The sequence below is a fragment of the Agrobacterium sp. 719_389 genome, assembly GCF_900188475.1.
Classification (GTDB): Bacteria; Pseudomonadota; Alphaproteobacteria; order Rhizobiales; family Rhizobiaceae; genus Agrobacterium; species Agrobacterium radiobacter.
Genome location: NZ_FYEM01000014.1, coordinates 21,513 through 46,666, shown reverse-complemented (window position 1 = coordinate 46,666; position 25,154 = coordinate 21,513). Strand labels below are relative to the sequence as shown.

18 protein-coding genes are annotated in these 25,154 nt (G+C 60.9%); 6 read left to right on the top strand and 12 right to left on the bottom strand.

Annotated features, from left to right (window positions below):
- Positions 1-174 precede the first annotated feature (174 nt).
- Positions 175-1,119, top strand: coding sequence for a rhodanese-related sulfurtransferase (locus tag CFB10_RS21935; protein WP_020009077.1), 945 nt, complete (start codon positions 175-177; stop codon positions 1,117-1,119).
- Positions 1,120-1,335: 216 nt separating this feature from the next.
- On the opposite strand, the gene CFB10_RS21930 is transcribed toward CFB10_RS21935, so the two are convergent.
- The 12 genes from CFB10_RS21930 to CFB10_RS21865 form a co-directional block, all read right to left on the bottom strand.
- Positions 1,336-3,579, bottom strand: a complete 2,244-nt coding sequence (locus CFB10_RS21930) for a bifunctional diguanylate cyclase/phosphodiesterase (protein ID WP_020009078.1) — start codon at positions 3,577-3,579, stop codon at positions 1,336-1,338.
- 197 nt (positions 3,580-3,776) lie between these two features.
- Positions 3,777-4,556, bottom strand: a complete 780-nt coding sequence (locus tag CFB10_RS21925; protein WP_020009080.1) for a MetQ/NlpA family ABC transporter substrate-binding protein — start codon at positions 4,554-4,556, stop codon at positions 3,777-3,779.
- Positions 4,557-4,589: 33 nt separating this feature from the next.
- Positions 4,590-5,258, bottom strand: a complete 669-nt coding sequence (locus CFB10_RS21920) for a methionine ABC transporter permease (protein ID WP_020009081.1) — start codon at positions 5,256-5,258, stop codon at positions 4,590-4,592.
- Positions 5,248-6,288, bottom strand: a complete 1,041-nt coding sequence (locus CFB10_RS21915; protein ID WP_081629427.1) for a methionine ABC transporter ATP-binding protein — start codon at positions 6,286-6,288, stop codon at positions 5,248-5,250. The genes CFB10_RS21920 and CFB10_RS21915 overlap by 11 nt, the downstream gene beginning before the upstream one ends.
- A 368-nt stretch (positions 6,289-6,656) precedes the next feature.
- A complete protein-coding gene (locus CFB10_RS21910; RefSeq protein ID WP_020009083.1) occupies positions 6,657-7,286 on the bottom strand; it encodes an NAD(P)H-dependent oxidoreductase in 630 nt (209 codons plus the stop codon).
- 239 nt (positions 7,287-7,525) lie between these two features.
- Positions 7,526-8,905: a GH1 family beta-glucosidase gene (locus tag CFB10_RS21905; protein ID WP_020009084.1), complete on the bottom strand. Its 1,380-nt coding sequence runs from the start codon at positions 8,903-8,905 to the stop codon at positions 7,526-7,528.
- An 815-nt stretch (positions 8,906-9,720) separates the two neighbouring features.
- Positions 9,721-11,031: a xylose isomerase gene (gene xylA / locus CFB10_RS21895; RefSeq protein ID WP_020009085.1), complete on the bottom strand. Its 1,311-nt coding sequence runs from the start codon at positions 11,029-11,031 to the stop codon at positions 9,721-9,723.
- Between the two features lie 240 nt (positions 11,032-11,271).
- On the bottom strand, positions 11,272-12,726 hold the full coding sequence (gene xylB / locus CFB10_RS21885; protein ID WP_026363377.1) for a xylulokinase: 1,455 nt from the start codon (positions 12,724-12,726) through the stop codon (positions 11,272-11,274).
- 104 nt (positions 12,727-12,830) lie between these two features.
- A complete protein-coding gene (locus CFB10_RS21880) occupies positions 12,831-13,853 on the bottom strand; it encodes a LacI family DNA-binding transcriptional regulator (RefSeq protein ID WP_020009087.1) in 1,023 nt (340 codons plus the stop codon).
- 117 nt (positions 13,854-13,970) lie between these two features.
- Positions 13,971-14,621 carry a pyridoxamine 5'-phosphate oxidase family protein gene (locus tag CFB10_RS21875; protein WP_020009088.1) on the bottom strand — a complete coding sequence of 217 codons (651 nt, stop codon included), beginning with the start codon at positions 14,619-14,621 and terminating at the stop codon, positions 13,971-13,973.
- A 228-nt stretch (positions 14,622-14,849) separates the two neighbouring features.
- Positions 14,850-16,433 (bottom strand): DHA2 family efflux MFS transporter permease subunit, encoded by a 1,584-nt coding sequence (locus CFB10_RS21870; RefSeq protein ID WP_020009089.1) that lies wholly within the window; start codon positions 16,431-16,433, stop codon positions 14,850-14,852.
- A gap of 34 nt (positions 16,434-16,467) precedes the next feature.
- Entirely contained in the window at positions 16,468-17,682 is a 1,215-nt protein-coding gene (locus tag CFB10_RS21865) for an HlyD family secretion protein (RefSeq protein ID WP_020009090.1), read from the bottom strand.
- Between the two features lie 160 nt (positions 17,683-17,842).
- On the opposite strand from CFB10_RS21865, the gene CFB10_RS21860 reads away from it, so the two are divergent.
- The 5 genes from CFB10_RS21860 to lysS all read left to right on the top strand — a co-directional run bounded on the left by CFB10_RS21860 (position 17,843) and on the right by lysS (position 24,986).
- Complete coding sequence (locus CFB10_RS21860; protein WP_020009091.1) at positions 17,843-18,535, top strand: TetR/AcrR family transcriptional regulator; 693 nt, start codon at positions 17,843-17,845, stop codon at positions 18,533-18,535.
- A 182-nt stretch (positions 18,536-18,717) separates the two neighbouring features.
- Positions 18,718-19,479 (top strand): TerC family protein, encoded by a 762-nt coding sequence (locus CFB10_RS21855; RefSeq protein WP_020009092.1) that lies wholly within the window; start codon positions 18,718-18,720, stop codon positions 19,477-19,479.
- A gap of 279 nt (positions 19,480-19,758) precedes the next feature.
- The gene (locus CFB10_RS21850) at positions 19,759-21,531 is read left to right on the top strand and encodes an SLC13 family permease (protein WP_020009094.1); all 1,773 of its coding nucleotides are present in this window, start codon (positions 19,759-19,761) and stop codon (positions 21,529-21,531) included.
- A gap of 245 nt (positions 21,532-21,776) precedes the next feature.
- A complete protein-coding gene (gene gltX / locus CFB10_RS21845; protein ID WP_020009095.1) occupies positions 21,777-23,234 on the top strand; it encodes a glutamate--tRNA ligase in 1,458 nt (485 codons plus the stop codon).
- A 252-nt stretch (positions 23,235-23,486) separates the two neighbouring features.
- Positions 23,487-24,986 carry a lysine--tRNA ligase gene (lysS, locus tag CFB10_RS21835; RefSeq protein ID WP_020009096.1) on the top strand — a complete coding sequence of 500 codons (1,500 nt, stop codon included), beginning with the start codon at positions 23,487-23,489 and terminating at the stop codon, positions 24,984-24,986.
- Positions 24,987-25,154: the final 168 nt, after the last annotated feature.

The window sequence follows — 25,154 nt, the reverse complement described above, 5'->3', positions numbered from 1 at the left end:
GGGACAGGCCCAAGGATGACGGAAGACAGGTCTTGCGCTTTCGCCAATGTCGGGATTTGAGGCATGAAGCGCCTCCCATTTGCCCCACTCCGTCAGATATTTGACGATTTTCAAAATACCCGGACCCGCTGATAAATATTGCTTTGCGGCCGCCGTCGCTGTATTTCAGCGCCCATGACCGACACGACCATTCTCCCCCGCCCGGAAACCTCTGGTGATTTCCTTGTGGCCGCGCTTTATCATTTCGCCCGCCTGCCGCGGTTTGAGAGCCTGCGCGAGCCGTTGTTCGAGCTCTGCCAGAAGAACGGCGTCAAGGGCACGCTGCTGCTTGCCGCCGAAGGCATCAACGGCACGATTGCCGGGCCGGATGCGGGCATTCACGCCGTGCTTTCCTTCCTGCGCGCCCAGCCGGAATTTGCCGCGCTGGAGCACAAGGAAAGCCGCGCTTCGCACATGCCTTTCGTGCGGCTGAAGGTGAAGCTCAAGAAAGAGATCGTCACCATGGGCGTGCCTGATATCGATCCGAACCGCATCGTCGGCACCTATGTCGACCCGCGCGACTGGAACGAGTTGATCTCCGACCCGGACACCATCGTCATCGATACCCGCAACGATTACGAGACCGCCATCGGCGTCTTTAAGGGCGCGGTCGATCCGAAGACAAAGACCTTCCGCGAATTTCCCGACTGGGTGAAGAACAATCCCGGCCTGCACAACAAGCCGAAGATCGCCATGTATTGCACCGGCGGCATTCGCTGCGAAAAGGCCACCGCCTTCATGAAGGAACAGGGGTTCGACGAGGTCTATCACCTCAAGGGCGGCATCCTGAAATATCTGGAAGAGGTGCCGCAAGAAGAGAGCCTGTGGGAAGGCGCCTGCTTCGTGTTCGACGAGCGCGTCTCCGTTGTCCACGGCCTTGCCGAAGGCGACCATCAACTCTGCCACGCCTGCCGCAACCCGATTACGCCGGAAGTGCGCCTGTCTCCCAAATTCGAGGAAGGCGTATCCTGCCCGAGCTGTTACGACGAGCGCAGCGACGAGGACCGCCAGCGGTTCCGCGACCGGCAGCAGCAGATCGAACTGGCAAAGAAGCGCGGCGAACAGCATCTGGGGCGGTAAGCCGGGTCGGCTAGCGGACTGCATTTGGATCGAGCGGGTGCCGCTCGTTTCTTCTCCCCGCCGGGAAGAAGTCCGCGGCAGCGGGATGAGGGGGAAAGCTCTCCGAAATCCGGCAGCGTGGCCCCCTCATCCGACCCTTCGGGCCACCTTCTCCCCGGGGGGAGAAGAAATGGGCCGCACCTTCAGGTGATCAAGAATGGGTGGAAGTAATCAGCCTCACGCCCCTGCCCGCAACGCAAAGAGCGGTGCATCCTGCCCATCCAGCATGACGGTAATCTCCTCGGCTGCGACCGGCCTTGAGAACAGGTAACCCTGCAATTCATCACAGCCGCACAGATGCAGGATGGCCGCCTGCTCTTCCGTCTCCACGCCTTCGGCCGTCACCGGAATATCGAGCGACTTCGCCAGCGCCACGGTGGCCTGCAGCATTTCCAGCGACCGGCCGCCCTTATCGAGCGCCATGATCAGCGAACGGTCGATCTTCATCCGGTCGAAACCGAAGCGGCGCAGATACCCGACACTGGCGAAGCCGGCGCCAAAATCGTCGAGTGCAATATGCAGGCCAAGCTGTTTCAGCTTGTCGATCGCCGAACTTGCCCGCTCCGGATGCTGGATGAAATAACCTTCCGTCATTTCCAGCCGCAGCCTTTCGGGCGGTGTCTGCGTCGCGTCAAGAATATCGGCGATATGGCCGGAGAAGGCCGGATTGCGGAACTGTACGGGAGAGATATTCACCGACAGCTTGATGGACGGCCATTGCCGCGCCGTTTCGCAGGCCTTGTGCAGGACGAGAAGGCCGAGCCGGTCGATCAGGCCGCTGGTTTCGGCAGCCGCAATGAAGATATCCGGCGGCACGAAACCATATCCCGGCCTCTGCCAGCGGGCCAGCGCCTCCACCCCGGTGATGCAGCGCGTGGCGGCGCTGACGACCGGCTGATAGACCACCTGTATTTCGTCGTTCAGGATGGCGGAGCGCAGATCGGCTTCAAGCTGCAGCTTTTCCTCGCGCAGCGCATCCATCTTCAGTTCATAGGAAACATAACGCCCGCGTCCGTTTTCCTTGGCCTGATACATGGCCATATCGGCACGCCGCAGCAATTCCTCGCCATTGATATCGCCGGCGCGGGAAACCGAGGTGCCGATGCTGCAGCCGATGCTCGCCACCCTTTCACCGATGCTGAAAGGCTCGGTAAAGAGTTCGAGAAGCGCCAGACACAGTTTTCGGCCTTCAGACCAGACGTCATTGCCCTGGATGGCAATGGCGAATTCGTCGCCGCCAAGCCGCGCCAGAACAGCGCCCTCCGGCACCAGCACCCTGAGCGCCGCCGCCACCCCCTTGATCAGCCGGTCACCGGCGGCATGGCCGTAGGAATCGTTGATTTCCTTGAAGCCGTCGAGATCGAGATAGAGAAGCTTGATATCCGTCTTGTCGTGGCGGCCGTTGTCGACCATGCGGTTCAGTTTCGCAAAGAGACCCGCGCGGTTGCTGAGCCCGCTCAACCGGTCGCGCAGCGCTTCCTCCCGCGCTGCCGCCTCATCCGCTTTCAGCCGGTCCAGCGTGGCCGAACCGATGATGAGCAGCACGAGGAAAAACGTGCCGGCAATGCCAAGCGCGGTGAAGACCACAGGCCGCGCCTCATGAAAGCTGACATCCCCCGGCAGGTGCGAGCGCCAGACGAGCCGCGCCAGCACCTCGCCTAAGGGATTGACGATATCCACATGGTTGGCGGCAGGTCCGTCGCCATATTGCAGTTCCAGCCCCTCGATGACGTAGTTGCGGGCAAGCTTGTCCACCGTCGCCTGTTTGAAGTGACGGGCAAAAACCAGATAACGCCGCTCCGCATCGACCGGCGGCAGCGCTCCGGATTTCAGCCGCACGAGCGCAACACCGGCTGCGGCGATGCCATCGCCGGTTTTGACGAAACCCGTGACCTGCGAGGTGATGCCGGGACGCATGGACCGCACGCGATCGATCATTTCCTTAAGGCCGCCGGCGAAATAGACGTCTGGCCTCCATGTCGCCGGCTTGCCATTCTGATAGGCCATGCGAACCTTGTCATCCTCGTCGATGATCACGGCAGTATCGAAAAGATCGTTATTGACCGTCATCTCGCCGTAATTGCTCGCCACCCAGTCAAAACGATCAGGGGCGTAGACATATTCGGCGGCATCATCCCAGGCGGCGTAGTCATTCAGCGTTGCGCCGAGCTGTTCGCGAAAGGTGACGAGAGCACCCGCCGTCGTCTCGCGCGAACGGGCATTGTCGAGCAAATTCGCCTTTTCGCGGACCTGGCTGAGGGCGGACAGGACCAGAGCGGTGACGATGAGAAGCACCAGCGCGAAGGTGGACAATACAACACCCACGGCGGTTCTGCGCCCGACCGGCAAATAGTCCCCAATGTTGCGCGGCGCAATCCGCATAAAATCCCCTTCGAAAGCATCATCTTCCGAAGGAAACATTCAGAAGCCGTTAAACCGCATCGCGGCCCCGCCCCAAAAAAACACGGGTATAAAACGACAGTCCGGCAGCGACTCTGAAAAATTCTTCCCTGAAATGCTCCGGGTTTTTCATGGAACGCGGATTTGCGCCCGCCCGGAAACAAAAAACCTCCCCCGCGAACGGGAGAGGTCGTCATTTTTTACAGTGCCGGAGCGGCTTACCAGGACGGGATGACCGTGCCGTTGTACTTTTCCAGAATGAAGGCCTTCACTTCCGGGCTCTGGTAGGATTCCACCAGCGTCTTCACCCAGGGCTTGTCCTTGTCCTGCGCACGAACGGCGATGACATTCGCGTAAGGGGACTTTTCGCTTTCGACGGCGATGGCGTCCTTCTTCGGGTTCAGGCCGGCTGCCGTCGCATAGTTGGTGTTGATGACCGAAGCGTCGGTGTCATCAAGCGAGCGCGGCAGCTGGGCGGCGTCAAGTTCGACGATCTGGATGTTCTTCGGGTTTTCGGTGATATCGGCAGGCGTTACCTTCAGGCCGGCTTCTTCCTTGACCTTGAGGACACCCTTGGAAGCAAGCACCAGCAGCGCGCGGCCGCCATTGGTCGGGTCGTTTGGAATGCCGACGGTTGCGCCGTCCTTCAGCTCGTCAAGGCTCTTCACCTTTTTCGAATAGACGCCCATCGGCGTGGTGATGGTGGTGCCGACGCTGACGAGATCGAATTTGCGGTCAGCGATCTGGTTGTCGAGGTAAGGCTGGTGCTGGAAGGAGTTGGCCTGCAGCTCACCATCGGCCAGCGCCTGGTTCGGCACGACATAGTCGGAGAATTCGATGATATCGATATCGAGGCCCTTGGCGGCCGCGATCTTCTTCACCTGCTCCATGATCTGCGCGTGCTCGGCGGGGGTGACGCCGATCTTGATGGTCTCGGCCAGCGCCTGACCGGCGGTGAAGAGAGCGGCGAGCGAAGCCGCGAGGATGAGTTTCTTCATGGGTGTCTCCTTGGGTTGTTATTATAAACGCAGTTAATTCTTGCGGGTCCGCTTGTCGAAGCTGCGCGCCAGCCTGTCGCCGGCGCTCTGCACCAGCTGCACCAGCACGATCAGCACCAGAACCACCGCCAGCATCACGTCGGGCATGAAGCGCTGGTAACCATAGCGGATGCCGAGGTCGCCCAGCCCGCCGCCGCCGACTGCGCCGACCATGGCCGAATAACCGATGAGGCTGACCAGCGTGAGCGTGAGCGCCAGCGTGATACCGGGCTTGGCCTCCGCCAGTAGTACCTTGGTGACGATCTGCAGCGGGGTGGCGCCCATGGCGCGGGCGGCCTCGATGAGACCCTTGTCCACCTCGCGGATCGCCGCTTCCACCAGCCTTGCGATGAACGGCACGGTTGCGACGGTGAGCGGCACGATGGCGGCGCTGGTGCCGATCGACGTACCGGCAACGAGGCGGGTGAAGGGAATGATCGCCACGACAAGAATGATGAAGGGTGTGGAGCGCGCCGCATTCACGATGAGGCCGAGGATGCGGTTGGTCATCGGCGCGGGAAACAGTTCGCCCTTGCCGCTGGTGGCAAGGAAAACGCCCATGGGCACGCCGATCAGCGAGCCGACGATGCCGGCGACCGCGACCATGTGCAGCGTCTGCCACAGGCCCTTGGAGAGAAGGTTGAACAGCATATCAGGCGACATAACCGAGCACCTCCGTGTGAAGACCGGTCTCAGCATAAAAGCGGCTGGCGCGGGCAGTGACCTCAGTCGAGGCCGGGTAGGAGACGACGAGCGAACCGAAGGGCTGGTCGGAAATTTCCTCGATGGTGCCTGCAAGGATGTTCACGTCGGGGCCGATTTCGGCAACCAGTCGGGCCGTGAGCGGCTGGAAAGCCGTTTCGCCGAAGAACACCAGACGAACCAGAACACGATCGCCTTCCGTGGCTTCAGGCTTCAGCCCTGAGGTAACCCAGTGCGGCAGCTTCACGCCGACCGAGGACGACAGCAGGCTGCGGGTCGTCTCGTGTTTCGGCGCGGTGAAAATATCGAAGGTCGTGCCTTCCTCGACGATCAGGCCCCTGTCGATGACGGCCACCTGCGAGGCGATGGTCTTCACCACCTCCATCTCGTGGGTGATGAGCAGCACGGTGAGGCCGAGTTCAGCATTGATGCGCTTCAGAAGCTCAAGAATGGATTGAGTCGTTTCCGGATCGAGCGCCGATGTCGCCTCGTCGGAGAGGAGCAGCTTCGGCTGGGTGGCGAGCGCACGGGCAATGCCGACACGCTGCTTCTGGCCGCCGGAGAGTTCCGCCGGATAGCGACTGGCCTTGTCCGAAAGCCCGACGAGATCGAGCAGCGGCGCAACGCGGGTTTCGATCTCCCTTTTGCCCATGCCGGCGATTTCGAGCGGCAGCGCCACATTGTCGAAAGCGGTACGCGACGACAAAAGGTTGAAGTGCTGGAAGATCATGCCGACGGAACGGCGCAGCGTGCGCAGGCTCTTTTCATCGAGCGCCGCGACATCGACGCCATCAACGACCACACGGCCGGTCGAGGGCTTTTCAAGGCCGTTGGCGAGGCGGATCAGCGTGGACTTGCCCGCACCCGAGCGGCCGATGATGCCGGTGATGGAGCCTTTCGGCACGATGTAATCGATACCGGCAAGGGCTGCGAAGCCGGGCTTGCCGCCCGTGCCGCCAAAGGTCTTGGTCACGCCTTCAAACGTGACCATCGGCTCCTTTGCCGCCCCTTCCGGGACCGCCTGTTCTGAACGCGCGGGCGATGCCGCACTGGATGGAAAACTCATTGTGAACTCTGGGAATGCGTGACGGATCGGGTCTCAAAAAATCCTGTTGCGGTGCTGAACCGCTCTCTTCATGCAGCCTTCGGGCACATTCGATGACAGCTGATTTTCCGGGTCATTTCGTCAGGCTTTCACTCAGAAATGCCGGGGATCGGCAATTCGATGGCGCATACTTGCCTGCACACGCCACCTTTTAACAGGGATGTTTTTTCAATTATCTGAAAAGAGAGGAAAAATCTACCGCAAAGCCGCGTGTGCGGCCCTGCGGCAGTCAAGATTTCACGACGATATGAAAATCACACGCGGCTGGTGAATTCCTCGAGCGGGCGGCGGACCTTTTTCAGGTTCACCAGCCAGTCGCCTTCCGGTTCACGGTAGCCGAGCGGCAGAATGGTGACGGAGCGCAGACCCTTTTCACGCAGGCCGAGGATTTCATCGAGCTTCGCGGGATCGAAGCCTTCCATCGGGGTGGAATCCACACCCTCGAAAGCGGCCTGCGCCACGGCCATGCCGAAGCCGATATAGGCCTGACGGGCGGCGTGTTCGAAATTCACCTGCTGCTCGCGCTGCGGATAGGTGGAGAGCAGCATCTGGCGATAGGCTTCCCAGCCTTCATTCTTGATGCCGCGTTCTTCATTGACCAGATCGAACATGTGGTTGATCCGCTCTTCGGTGTAATTGTCCCATGCTGCAAAGACCAGCAGGTGCGAGCCATCGGTGACCTGCGCCTGGTTCCAGGCGATCTCACGGATCTTTGCGCGCACTTCAGGATCGGTAACAACGATCACTTCGAAGGGCTGCAGGCCGCTGGAGGTGGGCGCAAGCCGCGCCGCTTCCACGATCCGTTCAACCTTGTCTTCAGACACGGCCTTGGAAGGATCCATTTTCTTGGTGGCGTAACGCCAGTTGAGTTTTTCGATTAGCATGTTCGTTTTCCCTGGGAGAACCAGCCCGCCCTGCCCCTTGACCGGCAGAAACGGGCGCTACGCCGTCGTAGCCCGTCTGACATAGGAGACGGGACGGCGCGTGCAAGCAGGCACCGCGCGGTAACCGGTAAAAAAGTTTGGAAAACTGATAATAAGGGGAGAGAACTTTCTGGCCTGCCCTCGTAGCATCTTCTCGACGTCATCCTCGAGCTTGTCCCGAGGATGACGGTGGAGAGGTCTCACCCCTTCGTCACGCCATGGTTGCCCTTCGGAAAACCGGAGGCCAGCGCGCTGTACCACTTGCCGCTGTTCTTCAGCGTGCGCACCTGCGTGTCATAATCCACATGCACGAGGCCGAAACGCATGCGATAGCCCTCGGCCCATTCGAAATTATCCATCAGGCTCCAGGCGAAATAACCGCGCATCGGGTAACCGTCGCGGATGAGATCGGCGACGACGCCGAGGTGTTCGGCATAATAATCGAGACGCGGCTGGTCATTCACCTCACCGTTTTCAACGCCCATATTGTAGCAGGCGCCGTTTTCGGTGATGTAGCATTCCGGCAGGTCGTAACGCTTGTAAAGCGTCTCCACCAGCGACTTGAGCGCCGGCGCGTAAACCTCCCAGCCGATATCGGTCTTCACATCACTGACGGCGGGGGCCGGTGTGGTCGCGGGGAACTCCGCGCCCGGCGCCGCATCGTCGGCAACGCGCATCGGCGTGTAATAATTCAGGCCCCACCAGTCGAGCTTCTGGCTGATGATGGCAAGGTCTTCCGCCTCCACCACAGGCATACGGTCGCCCAGCGCTTCCATCATCTCGGCCGGATATTCGCCCTTGAAGACAGGATCGAAAAACGCGCCGTTGTGGAACTGGAAGGCCCGTTCGGCCGCCTTGAGATCGGCTTCGCTATCGGAAGCCGGGATGACGGAATGGGCGTTGAGCACCAGTCCCGCCGGCACCTTCGGCGCGACATGGCGGGATGCCTCCACACCGAAACCGTGGGCGAGGTTGATGTGGTGCATGGCGGCAAGGGCCGCCTCCATGTTGCGCTCGCCCGGCGCATGAATGCCGTAGAGATGGCTGAGCCACACCGCGCACCAGGGTTCGTTGAAGGTCGCCACCGCATCCAGCCGGTCGCCGAGGCGGGCCATGACGGTCTTGGCGTAACGCTGGAAGGCGTGCGCCGTGGAGCGCGAGGCCCAGCCGCCGTCGCCCATCAGGGTCAGCGGCAGGTCCCAATGGTAAAGCGTCGCATAGGTCTTGATGCCGCGCGCCTTGCAGCCGTCAACGAGGCGATCATAAAAATCCAGACCCTTCTCGTTGATCGGCCCGAAACCATCGGGAATGATGCGCGGCCAGGCGATGGAGAAACGATAGGCCTCGACACCCATGTCCTTGATGAGATCGAGATCCTGTTCCCAGCGATTGTAATGATCGCAGGCGACATCGCCATTGTGACGCTCGAAGACATGGCCCGGCATGTTGCAGAAGGCGTCCCAGATGGAGGGCTTGCGGCCATCCGCCCTGGTGGAGCCTTCGATCTGGAACGAGGCAGTCGCGACGCCGAAGAGGAAGTCGCCGGGGAAACGGGCTGCTAGCGTTTTGGGATCGGTCATCGGAGAGGCCCTTGTCGTCCATCGGGTGTAAAAAGATCAGCAGCGGTTTAGACCATGCCGCCTGCGAGGTACAGTCGGGCCGCAAAGAATCTACAACGTTTCAGGCTGCGCAGTTAACAAGTCCAAAGCGCTTTGCATGCGCCAATGCCGCCGCAGCGGTTGGCCGGCGGCGCAAGAGGCAGGCCCGGCGAATGCGGGTGGAATGGGAAGTGGTGGAGGTATTTGCATTCACCGGGCCGCATCATAGAGACCATAATCACGGCCTCTCGCTTGCAGCCTTTTCACGGCATCTATCCGATCGGCTCTCCCCGCCTCTGGCCGTACGGGACGCCTCTCCGAAACACGGTCTGCCAGAACCATGCTTGTCGATGCCGGCAGCCGGTTCGCAAAAGGCGCCGCGCGTCTCGCCCTTCCGTTCCGGTTGCGGGAGGAATGATGCGGCCAAAGGGGGTGATGGGGATGGGAGGGGAAGGATTTTTTCGGAAGTGGCTGAAAAGGAAGGAGGCTTGGCGCAGAGTTCTCCTCACCCGTCAAAGCCTGCCAAGGAGCGAGCCGCCTTATCCGGCGTGCGACCTTCTTAGTCTCGCTATGGAATGGTATCTGCAGCATCAGGGCAGGAGACCGCGTGGGCGGCATCCTGCATATTCAACGTCATCCTCGGGCTTGTCCCGAGGATCCAAGCACCTCTCAATCAATTGAGACGTTGCAGATGCTCGGGACAGGCCCGAGCATGACGGAAGAGAGGTTTCGCAACTTAAACCAGCCAGTGAATGGGGGAGGTTCCCCCAATCACTGGCTTTGTACGAACCGGGCCGTCAAACGTAACGATTGACCACGTTTTCGAGATATTCCTGACGTCCGGACTTCGGCTGCGGATTGATATCCTCGCGCTCCACCAGTGCCGCAATCTCGTCAAGCTTCAGCTCGCCACGCAGCATCTTCTGGGCTTCAGCCGAATCCCACCTGGCGTAACGCTCGGAAAGCGGCTTCGAAAGCGCGCCGTCCTCGATCATCTTCGCCGCCGCCTTCAGGCCTCGGGCGCAGCAATCCATGCCGCCAATATGGCCGATCAGCAGGTCCTGCGGATCGAGCGACTGACGGCGCAGCTTGGAATCGAAGTTGGTGCCGCCATTCTTGAAGCCGCCGCCGGCCAGAACATGGTAATAGGCAAGCGCCATTTCCGGCACGTTGTTCGGGAACTGGTCGGTATCCCAGCCGGACTGGTAATCGTTGCGGTTCATGTCGATGGAGCCGAAAATGCCGAAGGCGTTGGCCATGGCCAGTTCGTGCTCGAAGGAGTGGCCGGCGAGGATGGCGTGGCCCTGCTCGATATTGACCTTCACTTCCTTTTCCAGACCGTTCTTCTGCAGGAAGGCATAAACGGTGGCGACATCGTAGTCGTACTGATGCTTGGTCGGCTCCTGCGGCTTCGGCTCGATCAGGATCGTGCCTTCAAAGCCGATCTTGTATTTGTATTCCACCACCAGATTGAGGAAGCGGCCGAGCTGGTCGAGCTCGCGGGAAAGATCGGTGTTGAGCAGGGTCTCGTAACCTTCGCGGCCGCCCCACAGAACATAATTCGCGCCGCCAAGCTTCTTGGTGGCGTCCATGCAGGTCTTCACGGTTGCGGCGGAGAAAGCGAAGACATCCGGGTCGGGATTGGTGGCGGCGCCGGACATGAAACGACGGTTGGAGAAGAGGTTCGCCGTGCCCCACAGAAGCTTCACGCCGGTATCGGCCTGCTTCTGCGCGAAATAGTCGACGATCTCATTGAGGTTCTTGGTGTTCTCAGCGAAGTTCTTGCCTTCCGGGCGCACGTCGGCGTCGTGGAAGCAATAAAACGGCGAACCGAGCAGCGAGAAGAATTCGAAAGCCACATCTGCCTTCAGCTTGGCGGCCTGCATCGTATCTTCAAACCACGGGCGCTCAAATGTCTGGCCGCCGAAGGGGTCACCGCCCGGCCAGGTGAAGGTGTGCCAATAGGCGACCGCAAAACGCAGGTGATCTTCCATGCGCTTGCCGGCGACGACTTCGTCGGGGTTGTAATGGCGGAAGGCCAGCGGATTGGTGCTGTCGGGGCCTTCATATTTGATCTTGGCTATATCGCCGAAGAAGCCTGTGGTCATTGGGTGGTTCCTCCATGGTGGGTTTGGGTGGTGTTCGAAAATTTCAGGGGCGGCGTTTGCCGCTCACCCCCCTCTGTCCTGCCGGACATCTCCCCCTCAAGGGGGGAGATTGACTCGTGGTTAGCTCTTCACCTCTCGCGAGGCTGAAGATGAAGCGAGGTGTCCACCGCTTGCCGATCTCCCCCCTTGAGGGGGAGATGCCCGGCAGGGCAGAGGGGGGTAAACCCCGCACTCAACGCCTCAATGCGAAAGCGGCCGAATAGCCGGATAAAGCGCGTGATAGCGCCGGTAAGCCTCCTCATAGGCACCGGCCAGATCAGCCACCGGCTCGATCGTCCGCGCCGTCTCCGGCTGCGAGCAGACCGCCACCGGATCGGCCCCCGTCGCGGCGATGAGGCCGAGGCGAGCCGCACCGAAGGCGGCGCCGAAATCGCCCTCTGCCGGAATATCGACGGGCACGCCAAGCGAGGTGGCGATGGAGGCCAGCCAATAGGCCGAGCGCGAGCCGCCGCCAATGGCGGTGACGCGGGAAATAGAGGTGCCGGCAGATTTCAGCGCTTCGAGATTGTCCCTGATCGCGAAGGTGACGCCTTCCAGCACGGCCTGCGTCAGCGCCTTGCGGTCGCTTTCATGCGAAAGGCCGATGAAGGAACCGCGGATGGCGGCGTCGTTATGCGGTGTGCGCTCACCGGAAAGGTAGGGCGCGAAGGTGACGCCGGTCGGCGCAAGCAGCGTCTCGCCCAGCTCACCGGTCAGATCGGCGGCGGATTGCCCGGTGAGGCGCGAATACCAGTTCAGCGCATCCGTCGCGGAAAGGATAACGCCCATCTGGTGCCAGGTGTTGGGCAGCGCGTGGCAGAAGGCATGCACGGCGCTTTCCGGCTTCGGCAGGTAAGATGCATTGGCGGCGAAAAGCACGCCCGATGTGCCGAGCGATACGAAGGCGTGGCCTTCCTTCACCGTGCCCATGCCGCAGGCGGAAGCGGCATTATCACCTGCGCCGCCGGCGACGACGGCACGGCCGGAAATGCCCCATTCGGAAGCAAGCTCGGCGCGCAGCACGCCCGCCTCATCCGTGCCTTCCACCAGCGACGGCATGTGCTTTTCGTCCAGCCCGGTGGCGGCGAGCAGCTCGGAAGACCATTTGCGCGCGCCAGTATCGAGCCAGGAGGTGCCGGCGGAGTCGGACATCTCAGAGATGTATTCACCCGTCAACCAAAGACGCAGATAATCCTTCGGCAGCAGTACCTTGGCGACTTTCGCGAAGATATCGGGTTCGTTTTTCGCCACCCAGGCAAGCTTCGGCGCGGTGAAGCCGGGGAAAACGATATTGCCGGTGATCTTGCGGAAACGCGGATCGGCATCCAGCGCGGCGGCCTCGGCATGGGAGCGCGTGTCGTTCCACAGGATGCAGGGGCGCAGCACCTTGCCATCGGCATCAACAAGCGTCGCACCATGCATCTGGCCGGAAAGGCCTATGCCCTTGACGGCGCCAAGCTCTTTCGCAAACTTCTGCTTCAGGCCGGCAACGGCTGTTCTGGTCGCGGCAATCCAGTCCGCCGGGTCCTGTTCGGACCAGCCGTGATGCGGGCGCGAAACGTCCAGCGAGCCGTTGGCCGAACCGATGATTTTCTGATCGCCGTCCATCAGCAGGGCTTTGACGCCTGACGTGCCAAGATCGAGACCGAGATACATGTATTTCTCCATTCCGGCGCGCCATGCGCCGCTTTCAGCGTTTTTTAAAGTCGCCGCATTTCCGGACGGAAAACCGGCGGCCACTTTTCCTGGAAATGCTCTCCTCAGGGCAGATTGTCCCTGAGGAATATGTCGATACGGATACGTTCCTGCGCGGCGATGACGGGCAGGCCATCGGCGCGCGCCTTCAACACGCGGATGGCGCTGCGCACCTCGTGGCCGGCATCCTGGTTGAGCACGGCATCGAGCAGCCCTTCCCGCAGCGCATTGGCGGTGTTTTCCGTCAGTTCATGGGCGATGACCGAAAGCGCCCTTTCGCCATCTGCGGTCCCAAGCGCCCGGATGAGGCCGCGATTACCCGCACCGAGACTGTAGATGCCTGACAGTGCGGCATTGCCGAGCGCCTCGCGCACCAGCGTCTCGACGGTCAGCGGATCGTCCCTGCCCTCCAGCACCGGCAGCAACCGTAGCTGGGGAAATTCCGATTCGATCACGGCGCGAAATCCTTCCAGACGCTCGCGGTGGTCGCGCACCAGCATGGAGCCGGCGACAACAGCGACATCGCCGCCGCGTCCGGAGAGGAAACGTCCCATCAGGCTCGCCGCCGTGCGCCCGGCCGCGACGTTGTCCACACCGGCATAATGATCGCGCCGCGAACCGGAGAGATCGGACACCAGCGTCACCGTGGCGATGCCGTCTTCCGCCAGCCGGTCGGCGACTTCCGCCACATCTTCGGAATCGGTGGCGACGAAGGCGACGCCAGAGGGTTTTTCCCTGCGTGCAACTTCCAGAGCTTCCGTCAGTGCCGCGGCATTAAACGGCGGCACCTCGATGACACGGATGGCCGTGCGCTCCAGATGCGAGCGACTGGCGGCGGCCCGCACCTCGGCGCGCAGCGTCGCCATGAAGGAATTGTCATTGCCGGGAAGGATGAAGATCATGGAATAACTGCGGCCCTTGGCCAGATTGGCGGCCGCGATATCGCGCACGTAACCCAACTCGGCAATGGCGGCTTCCACCCGTGCCCGCGTTGCGGCATGCACACCGGGGCGCATGTTCAGCACCCGGTCGATGGTGGCGAGACTGACGCCCGCGCGCTCGGCGATATCGTGAACTGTAGGCTTCATGGCTCCTCCCTCCCCCTTGCATATCCAGCTTTGCCGCCGCCGTAAATCGAAAAATGATGTACGTACCTCACAATTCATCAAATGGCTGCGGAATATCAAGAGCGGCATGGGCTGCGGTTAATAAAGGGTCCGCCGGTAGTCCTGCTCCAGCTGCTCGTCCATCTTCTGCATCTCATCCCCGTTCGTCGGCGCACCTGTCGTCTCATCGAGAATGATCTTGATAAGCGAGGGCATTTCCGACCGGACCTGGAAATGTGCGGGATCCCACAGGTGGGAGCGCCTGAACGCCTTGGCGCAATGCATGAAAACCTCGTCCACCTTTACGACGATGGCAAGTTTGGGGGTACGATCAGCGATGTTCATGAGCTTCAATATCTCGGGATCATTGCTCAGTGTCGCGCGCCCGTTCACCCGCAGGGTGTCGTCGAAACCGGGCACGATGAACAACAGTCCGACAATAGGATTGGCGATGATATTGCTGAGGGTATCGAGGCGATTATTGCCCGGCCGGTCCGGTATCGCCAGGGTGCGGGCATCGAGAACCTTTACAAAGCCCGCCGGATCGCCGCGGGGGCTGACATCGGCCTTTCCTTCGAGATTCTGGGTGCCGATGCAGAGAAACGGCGACCGCCTTATGAATTCCTGCGCATGCTCGCCGAGCCTGTCCTGACACTTCTGTACCGCCAGGGCATGTGTCGGCTCGAACAGCCCGCGAAGCGACTGCTCATCCGTGATTGCAAAGTCTGGATTGAGTTGCAAGGCCATCATGATCTCCCCCTCTGAACTGCCCCGCCCAGCCGGCCCAAATGCGGGTCAGCCGTCCTCCCGGCCCCGTTTTCGCTCCCCTGCGCATTTTTGAGGTACGTACCTCAAAAATTGATATACATCGCTTGCGCGCTGCGATCAACAGGCGAAATCGGGATTTCGGCCGGATATAAAAAAGGGGCCGTCATTTCCGACGGCCCCAGCTCTGCGGTGGATGGGAGGGGATTGTTATCAGTGCGCCGCGTCTGGCGGCGGCGCTGCCTTGGGTTTCTGGATCAGCACGGTCATGAAGATCAGGCTGGAGAACAACAGCGTCAGTGCGAAGAACACATCGGCAAAGGCCAAAATCCAGGCCTGCTGCGAGACCATGCCGACCATTTTCTTGACGGCGACGGAGGCGCCGTCCAGCCCGTAGGAATCATAGTTGGCGCCGACATTGTTCAGCCATTCCAGCGCCTGCGGGTTGGAGTAGCTGATATGTTCGGCCAGCCGCACATAATGGTCGTCGGTGCGCTGCGACAGCATGGTGTTGATGACGGCAAGACCGACAGCGCCGCCGAGGTTACGGGTGAGGTTGAACAGGCCCGACGCATTACGGATACGGGCCGGCGGCAGCGTGCCGAGCGCGATGTTGTTGATCGGCACCATACACATCATCAGGCCGAAACCGCGCAGGATCTGCGGGATCAGCAGCTCGTAAAAGTCCCAGTCGGTCGTCACATGCGTCATGATCCAGGTGCCACAGCCGAAGCTGATGAAGCCGATCGCCATCATCGCCCGCGGATCGAGCTTGGTCGAAACCTTGCCGGCAATCGGCGCGGTGAAGAACATCGCAAGACCGGATACGAACATGGTCTCGCCGATCATCAGCGCATCATAACCCCTCACCCGGCCAAGATAGAGCGGGTAGAGATAGGTCAGGCCGTAAAGCCCGATGCCCATGACGAAGGAGAAAAGCGAGCCGATGGAGAAGTTGCGGTCCGCAAAGGCGCGGATGTCAACCACGGGGAATTCCACCTTGAAGGCACGCCAGAAGAAAACCACCGCACCGATGACCATGGCGACCGTTCCCATGACGATATGCTCGTCGTTGAACCAGTCCTTGTTGTTGCCCTCTTCCAGCACATATTCCAGCGAGCCGAGGAAGACCGCCATGGAGATCAGCCCCCACCAGTCGAACTTCTTCCAGAGCGAGTGCTCCGGCTTGTCGAAATCAATGAGGCTCCAGGTCAGGATGGTGACGATGATGCCGGGAATGATGTTGACGAGGAACAGCCAGTGCCAGGAAAAGGCATTGGAGAGATAACCGCCGACCGTCGGGCCGATGGTGGGTGCAAGCGTGGCGACGAGACCGATGATCGGAGAGACGACCGAACGCTTGGACGGCGGGAAGATGGTGAAGGCGGCCGCAAAGACAGACGGGATCATGCCGCCGCCGATAAAGCCCTGGATCGCCCGATAGACGATCATCTGGTCGATATTGGTGGCGGTGGCGCAGAGCGCGCTCGAAATCGTGAAGCCCGCAGCACAGGTGGCGAAAAGCACGCGCGTGGAGAGGATACGCGCCAGCGTGCCCGAAAGCGGGATCATGATCACTTCGGCGATCAGGTAGGAGGTCTGCACCCAGGCGATCTCGTCCGAGCCGGCGCCGAGGCCGGCCTGGATTTCCGCCAGCGAGGCGGAAACGATCTGAATGTCGAGAATGGACATGAACATGCCGAAGACCATCGCGAAGAACGCGATGAGCCTGCGCCTGTCCATCGGGGGATCGGCGGGGATGGACGCCCCGCCCGTACCGACAACCGTAGCCGCCATGATCTTGCCCTCAACGGTGCGTCAAAGACGCGCCTTACTTGGCTTCCGGGTTGACTTGCGCCGTTCTGGTGGTTTCCGGCGCCGTGCGGGTATCAACATCGACAACGACGCTGAGGCCGGCGCGGAGATTGTGCTTTTCAAGGTCTTCCTTGGAGAAGACGATACGAACCGGCACGCGCTGGATGACCTTGGTGAAGTTGCCCGTCGCATTTTCCGGCGGCAGCATGGAGAAGACCGAGCCGGAACCGGGCGAAATCGACTGCACCGTGCCTTCGATCGTCGCGTCATCAAACGCGTCGACATGCACGCGCACCTTCGAACCGGGCACGACGCGGGCAAGCTGCGTTTCCTTGAAATTGGCGTCGATATAAAGCTCGTTCATCGGCACCAGCGAAGCCAGACGCTTGCCGACAGACACCAGATCGCCGTTCTGCACACCGAGATTGCCGATGACGCCGTCATAAGGCGCCTTCAGAACCGTGAAGGCCAGATCGCGGGCGGCCTTGTCCCTGGAAAGCTGCAGCGAACGGATGGTGCTTTCGGCTTCCTCGCGCTGGGCGCGCAGAAGCTCGACATTGGCCTTGGCCGACGCAATCGCCGCCTCGCCCGCCACGACATTCGCCCTGGCCTGATCGAGCGCGACCTGGGCGCTGTCGGAAGCGGCAACCGTGCCGACATCCTTCGCCTGCAGTTCGCTGGCGCGCTTCTGGGTGATTTCCGCGCCGCGAAGGGCGGCGTCGAGCGCGCCCTTCTGGGCAACGGCCTGTTCCTGCGCAGCTTCGCCGCCGATGATCTGCGCGTCGATACGCTTCAGCGACAGTTCCTCGGTGCGGATCTGGGCTTCGGCCTGTTCCAGAGCGATGCGATAATCGCCGTCATCAAGCGTCACCAGCGGGTCACCCGCCTTGACTTCCTGGTTTTCGACCACGTTCACCTTGGCGACGTAACCGGAAACCTTCGGCGCGATGACCGCGATGTCACCTTCTATATAGGCATCATCCGTCGACACCATGAAACGGCCGTCGACCCACCAGTTGTAACCATACCAGCCGCCGGCGGCGAGAATGGCAAGGGCGAAGACCGGCAGAAGCGGCGAACGCTTCTTGGCCTTCGGTGCTGCAACGGTCTGGGCCGGCTGCTGCGGCACGGCCTCGGCCGGCTTTGCGGGAGAGGTCTCGGCCTTGGCGGAGATATCCGCCTCTTCCGCATCGTTGACGGCGCGAACCGCGCTATTCTTCTGGGCCGACATGAGAATGTACCGTGATAAATTGAAGAAAGTTTTTCGAACTGAACCGTTCGGTTCGATTGACATAATCTCTTTCCTGACACATATCAAGTGTTATCGAACCGATTGGTTCGACGTTCGGTTAATTTTTTTTACGCCATTACGATGCTAAGAGGCAGCAGGGATGGCAGGTGAAGACAGGGATATGGAGACGGAGACGGAAACGGAAACGGGCTGTCCGGGTAATACCGCCGGGCGTTTTGCGGCGGGCGAAGACCCGGCCAAACGCGACCAGATTCTGGCCGGCGCCTGGCGCGTGTTCAAGCGCAAGGGCTTCGACGCCGCCAGCATGAACGACATCACCCGGGAAGCGGGCGTTTCCAAGGGCACGATCTATGTCTATTTCTCCAACAAGGAAGATTTGTTCGTTGCCCTCGTCGACCATCACCGCAACGAATTCGCCACCTCCATGCGCCATATTCTGGAGGGCACCGAGGAGGTCCGCGAGGGGCTGGAACAGTTCGGCAAGGCTTTTGCCAACAAGATGATCTGTTCCGACATGATCCCCGCCATGCGCTCGGTGATCGGCGTCATCGATCGCATGCCGAAGCTGGCGCAGCGTTTTTTCCTCTCCGCGCCAAATAATGTGCGCACGGTGCTCTTGGATTTCATCCAACATCAGGTCGAGATCGGCCATCTGAAGGTGGATGACCCCGAGTTGGCCGCGCGGCAATATATCGAGCTTTCCACCGGCACCTTCTTCAAGCTGCGGCTGTTCGGCGAGCTGGAAGGCCCGGTTCCCGAAGAGGAACTGGACCGGATAATCGGCAGCGCCATTAACGTGTTCATGGCTGCCTACGGAACCGACAAGGCGTAAAATCATTCAGCAACGGGCGAACGGACCGGCAACGGCACGGCGCCAGATACGCGGTTTGCGCGAAATTTCGATGAAATCTTGCCCATCACAGGGGCGGTCTCCTTGTTTCTCGCGTATTGCGCTATAAATTCCACCCACCGAATGTTTCGGGTGGCCTTGTTGCTGAAAGGAAAAATTCCCTGATGGAGTCCGTTCTCCCTCTACTGTCCGACCCCGCCGCCTGGGTGGCGCTCGTCACCCTGATCGTCATGGAGGTCGTGCTTGGTATCGACAACCTGATCTTCATCTCGATCCTCACCAACAAGCTTCCGCCTGAACAGCGCGAAAAAGCCCGCAAGATCGGCATCGGCCTTGCGCTCGTCATGCGGCTTGGCCTGCTCGGCACCATCGCGTGGATCGTGCAGCTGACCACCCCGGTCTTCGAGCTCTTCGGCCATGCCTTCTCGTGGAAGGACATGATCCTGATCGCCGGCGGTCTCTTCCTGATGTGGAAGGCGACCAAGGAAATCCACCACAATGTCGACCCGGAAGACCACAAGGAAGACATGGTCGGCGGCCCCGTGGGCATGAATTTCGGCGCCGCCATCGGCCAGATCCTGCTGCTCGACCTCGTCTTCTCGGTGGACAGCATCATCACCGCCGTCGGCATGACGCCGCATCTGCCGATCATGATCGTCGCTGTCATCGTCGCCGTCACCGTGATGCTTCTGGCCGCAACGCCGCTTGCCAACTTCATCGAGCGCAACCCCACCATCGTCATGCTGGCCCTCGCCTTCCTGATGATGATCGGCACGACGCTGATTGCCGAAGGCATGGGCTTCCATGTTCCGAAGGGCTACGTTTATGCCGCCATGGCGTTTTCGGCGCTGGTGGAACTGCTCAACATGCTGGCCCGCAATGCGCGGCGTCGAAAGAAGGCGGAAGCCGCCGGCGACGTGCATTGATGTTGCCGTAACGTTTCCCTGATTTTCCGGGGCCCGTTTGCAGACGGGTCTCGGATTGAGGAAGGACCGCCTCATACTCATCCTCGGCTCAAGGCCGAGGATGACGGAAAGCTTTAGGCAGATGGGCGGCCATCCAAAGCCTTCTGCGCGAAGCACGCTTCCACCGATCGGCATCTTTATTTCCGTCCGGAACCTCAAAGCCGCGGCTTGCGTTTCAATGCATCCTCGCCGTACACCCGGCGACGGCGCGTTTTTCTCCTTCGAAAGCAAACAGGCAGCATGACAACCGACCAGATCCTCGCCTTCACCGTGATCGCCGGCATGATGGTCGCGTTCATCTGGGACAGGTTCCGTTACGATGTCGTCGCCTGCAGCGCATTGCTGGTGGCGGTGGCGGTGGGGGTCGTGCCTTTCGAGAAGGCTTTCTCCGGTTTTTCGGACGATATCGTCATCATCGTCGGCAGCGCGCTGATCGTCAGTTCGGCCGTGGCGCGCTCCGGCATCGTCGATATGACGATCAAGAAATATTTTCCCGAAATGCACTCCAAGAGCCTGCAGCTTGCCTTTCTGATGATCGTCGTCGCTGTCATGTCGGCCTTCATCAAGAATATCGGCGCGCTCGCCATCATGATGCCGGTCGCTTTTCAGTTTGCCCGCAAATCCGGCAGCCCCGTTTCCTATTATTTAATGCCCATGGCCTTTGCGGCACTTCTGGGCGGGCTGATGACGCAGATCGGCACCTCACCCAACATCGTCGTCTCGCGGCTGCGCGAGGAGATGACCGGGCAGAGCTTTTCGATGTTCGACTTCACTCCCGTCGGCGCGGGACTGACCGTCATCGGCATCATCTTCCTGACCTTCGGTTATCGCCTTCTGCCGGTCCGCAACCGCCAGCAGGCATCGGTGGAGGATATTCTCGACCAGTCGGCCTATACCGCAGAAGCGACGCTGCCCGCCGACAGCACCTATACGGACAAGCCGCTGCGCGAATTGCTCAAACAGGCCGATGGCGACGTCATCGCCAGCACCATCCTGCGTGGGCCGAGGCGCATCTCCCCCTTCCCCGATGTGAAGCTCAAGGCCGGCGACACCGTGCTTCTCGAAGGCAGCCCGGAAGGGCTCGACCGCATCGTCTCGCAGGCAAAGCTGCTGTTGTCAGGCAAGCCGCTGATGGAGAACGGCCAGAAGACCGCCGATCTCATTGCCATGGAAGCGGTCATCAGCAATGAATCGGTGCTGAGCGGCATTTCGGCGCGCGAGCTTTCGCTCTCCTATACGCGCGGCGTCAATCTGATCGCCGTCAACCGCCGCGGCCAGCGCGTCAGCCAGCGGCTCTCCGAGCTGACATTGCAGGCCGGGGACGTCATTCTTTTGCAGGGCAGCCGCAAGAACCTGCCGCAGGTCCTGCAGGAGTTTTCGCTCTTACCACTGGCGCAGCGGGAAATCCTGCTTGGCGTGCAGCGCCGCGCACTGCTGCCCGTCATCGTGCTCGCCGCCGCCATGATCGCCGCCGGCAGCGGACTGGTGCCTGTCTCGGTCGCATTCTTCGCCGCCGCCTTCCTGATGATCGTCGTCGGCGCGATCCCGCTGACCGAGGTCTATAAATCGATCGACGGACCGATCCTCGTCATGCTCGCCGCCCTCATTCCCGTCAGCGACAGTCTGCGCACCAGCGGGGCGAGCGAGTTGATCGCCGCCTGGCTCGGCCATGCGGCGCAGGGGTTGCCGCCGTTTGCGGCGCTCGGCATGATCCTGCTCACCGCCATGGCGGTGACGCCCTTTCTCAACAATGCCGCGACCGTTCTCGTCATGGCCCCCATCGCCGCCGGTTTCGCCACCACGCTCGGCTTCAGGCCCGAGGCCTTTCTGATGGCGGTGGCGATCGGCGCGGGCTGCGATTTCCTCACCCCCATCGGCCACCAGTGCAACACGCTGGTGATGGGCCCCGGCGGTTATCGTTTCAGCGATTATCCGCGTCTCGGCCTGCCGCTGTCGATCATGATCGTCATCGCCAGCATTCCCATGCTGCTTTACGTCTGGCCGGTTTCCTGAAACTTTTCCCGAAAAAGCGCGGCATCCTTGCATCGCTGCAATGCGTCGAGGCAAGACGGCAAATATCCTTATTTCCTTGACGCCTGCGGCATAATATGGCCTAAGCCGATGCCGAACGGGAATGTGCAAAAGCGCGCGTGATACGTGTCTTTCCGCATGATTTCCTGCCGCATTCAAACGAAAACTCCGTGATATAAGGGCTACTTCGCCCCCATGTCACTGCCACGTCACGACGAGTGAATTTCATGACCACTTCCGGCGTTCGCGTCCGCATCGCACCTTCCCCCACCGGCGAGCCCCATGTCGGCACCGCCTATATCGCGCTGTTCAACTATCTCTTCGCCAAGAAACACGGCGGCGAGTTCATCCTGCGCATCGAGGATACCGACGCCACCCGCTCAACGCTGGAATATGAGCAGAAGGTGCTCGAGGCGCTGCGCTGGACCGGCCTCACCTGGTCGGAAGGTCCCGATGTCGGTGGCCCTTACGGTCCCTATCGCCAGTCCGAGCGCAAGCCGATGTACTGGCCCTATGCCGAAGAGCTGCTGGAAAAGGGCCATGCCTTTCGCTGTTTCTGCACGCCCGAGCGGCTTGAGCAGATGCGCGAGGCGCAGCGCGCCGCCGGCAAGCCGCCGAAATATGACGGCCTTTGCCTCCACCTGAAGGCCGAGGAAGTGACCGCCCGCGTTGCCGCCGGCGAAGCCAACGTCGTGCGCATGAAGATCCCGACCGAAGGTTCGTGCGATTTCCATGACGGCGTCTACGGCGATGTCTCTATCCCGTGGGATTCGGTCGACATGCAGGTGCTGATCAAGGCCGACGGCATGCCGACTTACCACATGGCAAACGTCATCGATGACCATCTGATGAAGATCACCCATGTGGCGCGCGGCGAAGAATGGCTGGCATCCGTGCCCAAGCACATCCTGCTTTATCGTTATTTCGGCTGGGAGCAGCCGGTGTTCATGCATCTGTCGCTGATGCGCAACGCCGACAAGTCCAAGCTCTCCAAGCGCAAGAACCCGACCTCGATCTCCTATTACTCCGCGCTCGGCTACCTGCCGGAAGCGCTGATGAACTTCCTTGGCCTCTTCTTCATCCAGATCGCCGAAGGCGAAGAGCTTTTGACCATGGACGAGCTGGCGGCGAAGTTCGACCCGGAAGCGCTTTCCAAGGCCGGCGCCATCTTCGATATCCAGAAGCTGGACTGGCTGAACGGCCGCTGGCTGCGCGAGAAGCTCACACCGGAAGACTTCATTGCCCGCACGCTGGAATGGGCGATGGAAAATGCCCGTCTGACCGAGGGCCTGAAGCTTGCGCAGAGCCGCATTTCCAAGCTCGGCGAATTGCCGAACCTTGCCGGCTTCCTGCTGGCAAGCGATGCCGGCCTGACGCCGGCCTCCTTTGCGGGCCTGAAGAGCAAGCCGGAGGAAATCCACGAAATCCTCACCACCGTTGCCGCCGATCTGGAAAAAATGCCGGACTGGAACGTGGAAGCGATCGAGGCCGAACTGCGCGATGTCGCCGAACGCACGGGCAAGAAGCTGCGCGTCGTCACGCCGCCGCTTTTTGTCGCCATGTCCGGTTCGTCGCGTTCGCTGCCGCTGTTTGACAGCATGGCGCTGCTCGGCCGCTCCGTGGTGCGCCAGCGGCTGAAGGCGGCGATTGCCGTTGTGGCCACGATGGTCGGCAGCGGAAGCTGATAATTTGATGCTGGCGGTGACGGCAGCATTCTAGAATACGCCCTCTGCCTGGGGCTTACCCCCCTCTGCCCTGCCGGGCATCTCCCCCTCAAGGGGGGAGATCGACAAGCGGCTGACACCTTGCCCATGGAACGGGCGGGCGCGGCATCCGATCTCCCCCCTTGAGGGGGAGATGCCCGGCAGGGCAGAGGGGGGTAAGCCCAGCGCACAGAGGCCACCCGCAACAAACAAAGCCCGCTAAAGGCGAACACAATGAACGACAAGACAACCGAAACCACCGCCCTTTCCTCCGACGCGACAGAAGTGCGTCGCCAGAAACTTGCGCTGCTGCGCGAGCAGATCGGCGACGTTTATCCGGCGCATTTCCACCGCACGCTGACCAATGCGGAGCTGGCGGAAAAATATGCCGATATCGAAGCCGACGTCGAAACCGGCGACACGGTGACGGTGGCGGGCCGCGTTTATTCATCGCGCAATTCCGGCATGTTCATGGATATCCATGACGCCTCGGGCAAGGTGCAGATCTTCTCCCACAAGGACACGACGCCGGAAACGGCGCGCAATCTGCTGCCGATGATCGATATCGGCGACATCATCGGCGTGACCGGCAAGGTGCGTCGTACCAAGCGCGGCGAGCTGACGATCAACGCCGAAGAAATCACCATGCTCACCAAGTCGCTGCTGCCGATGCCGGAGAAGTGGCATGGCGTTTCCGATATCGAGCTGCGTTACCGCAAGCGCCATCTCGATATTCTCGCCAACGAGGAATCCAAGCTGCGCTTCCTGCAGCGCTCGAAGATCCTGTCCGGCATTCGCCGTTTCATGGAGGCCGAAGGCTTCCTCGAAGTGGAAACGCCGATGCTGCAGACCGTCTATGGCGGCGCGACGGCCGATCCGTTCAAGACTTTCCACAACACGCTGAAGATGGACATGTATCTGCGCATCGCGCCGGAACTGTTCCTGAAGCGCACGCTGGTATCTGGCCTTTCCGACAAGGTCTTTGAAATCAACCGCAACTTCCGCAATGAAGGTGTTTCCACAAGGCACAATCCTGAATTCACCATGATGGAGTGCTATTGGGCCTATGCCGACTACGAAGACATCATGGGTCTCGTGGAGCGGCTGTTCGAGACGCTGGCGATTGCCCTGCACGGCACGACCGAAGTTGAATTCCAGGGCCAGACGATCTCCTTCAAGGGTCCGTTCAAGCGCGTGCCTATGCCTGACGCGGTAAAGGAAGCGACCGGTATCGACTTTCTCGCCATCAAGACCGATGAAGAAGCCCGCGCTGCCGCCAAGGCCGCCGGTTTTGCCGTCGAGAAGGACTGGACCTGGGGCGAATGCCTTGCCTTCATCTTCGAAGAGAAGGTTGAAGGCACGCTGATCCAGCCGAGCCACGTCACGCATTTCCCGAAGGATATCTCGCCCTTCGCCAAGGAAGTGCCGGGCGAACCGCGCCTCGTCGAGCGTTTCGAGAGCTATTGCAACGCCTGGGAAGTGGGCAACGCCTTCTCCGAACTCAACGATCCCGAAGAACAGCGCCGCCGCATGGTGGAGCAGCTGGAGCAAGCCCATGCCCGCGGCGAAAAGGACAAGCAGCTCGACGACGAATTCCTCGACGCCATCGACCAGGGCATGCCGCCCGCCGGCGGCCTCGGTATCGGTGTCGATCGTCTGATCATGCTGCTCACCAACGCGCCCTCGATCCGCGACGTTATCCTCTTCCCGGCCCGCCGCAACAAGGCGGACTGATCAGACGAAACCGGGGGCGGCCTCGCGGCCGCCTGCCGCTCCCCGATTTTCTCGCTGGTGGCGAAGGGGACGTATTTTTTCGGCGTCATCCTCGTGCCTGTGCCGAGGACCTAATCACGTCCAATAAAGTCAATCCGTTGCAGATCCTCGGGACAGGCCCGCGGATGA

Bases quoted from the DNA above. Each gene is read 5' to 3' on its own strand.
- CFB10_RS21935 (WP_020009077.1), top strand. From the start codon at position 175: ATGACCGACACGACCATTCTCCCCCGCCCGGAAACCTCTGGTGATTTC.
- CFB10_RS21930 (WP_020009078.1), bottom strand. From the start codon at position 3,579: ATGTTTCCTTCGGAAGATGATGCTTTCGAAGGGGATTTTATGCGGATT.
- CFB10_RS21925 (WP_020009080.1), bottom strand. From the start codon at position 4,556: ATGAAGAAACTCATCCTCGCGGCTTCGCTCGCCGCTCTCTTCACCGCC.
- CFB10_RS21920 (WP_020009081.1), bottom strand. From the start codon at position 5,258: ATGTCGCCTGATATGCTGTTCAACCTTCTCTCCAAGGGCCTGTGGCAG.
- CFB10_RS21915 (WP_081629427.1), bottom strand. From the start codon at position 6,288: ATGGTCACGTTTGAAGGCGTGACCAAGACCTTTGGCGGCACGGGCGGC.
- CFB10_RS21910 (WP_020009083.1), bottom strand. From the start codon at position 7,286: ATGCTAATCGAAAAACTCAACTGGCGTTACGCCACCAAGAAAATGGAT.
- CFB10_RS21905 (WP_020009084.1), bottom strand. From the start codon at position 8,905: ATGACCGATCCCAAAACGCTAGCAGCCCGTTTCCCCGGCGACTTCCTC.
- xylA (WP_020009085.1), bottom strand. From the start codon at position 11,031: ATGACCACAGGCTTCTTCGGCGATATAGCCAAGATCAAATATGAAGGC.
- xylB (WP_026363377.1), bottom strand. From the start codon at position 12,726: ATGTATCTCGGTCTCGATCTTGGCACGTCAGGCGTCAAAGCCCTGCTG.
- CFB10_RS21880 (WP_020009087.1), bottom strand. From the start codon at position 13,853: ATGAAGCCTACAGTTCACGATATCGCCGAGCGCGCGGGCGTCAGTCTC.
- CFB10_RS21875 (WP_020009088.1), bottom strand. From the start codon at position 14,621: ATGATGGCCTTGCAACTCAATCCAGACTTTGCAATCACGGATGAGCAG.
- CFB10_RS21870 (WP_020009089.1), bottom strand. From the start codon at position 16,433: ATGGCGGCTACGGTTGTCGGTACGGGCGGGGCGTCCATCCCCGCCGAT.
- CFB10_RS21865 (WP_020009090.1), bottom strand. From the start codon at position 17,682: ATGTCGGCCCAGAAGAATAGCGCGGTTCGCGCCGTCAACGATGCGGAA.
- CFB10_RS21860 (WP_020009091.1), top strand. From the start codon at position 17,843: ATGGCAGGTGAAGACAGGGATATGGAGACGGAGACGGAAACGGAAACG.
- CFB10_RS21855 (WP_020009092.1), top strand. From the start codon at position 18,718: ATGGAGTCCGTTCTCCCTCTACTGTCCGACCCCGCCGCCTGGGTGGCG.
- CFB10_RS21850 (WP_020009094.1), top strand. From the start codon at position 19,759: ATGACAACCGACCAGATCCTCGCCTTCACCGTGATCGCCGGCATGATG.
- gltX (WP_020009095.1), top strand. From the start codon at position 21,777: ATGACCACTTCCGGCGTTCGCGTCCGCATCGCACCTTCCCCCACCGGC.
- lysS (WP_020009096.1), top strand. From the start codon at position 23,487: ATGAACGACAAGACAACCGAAACCACCGCCCTTTCCTCCGACGCGACA.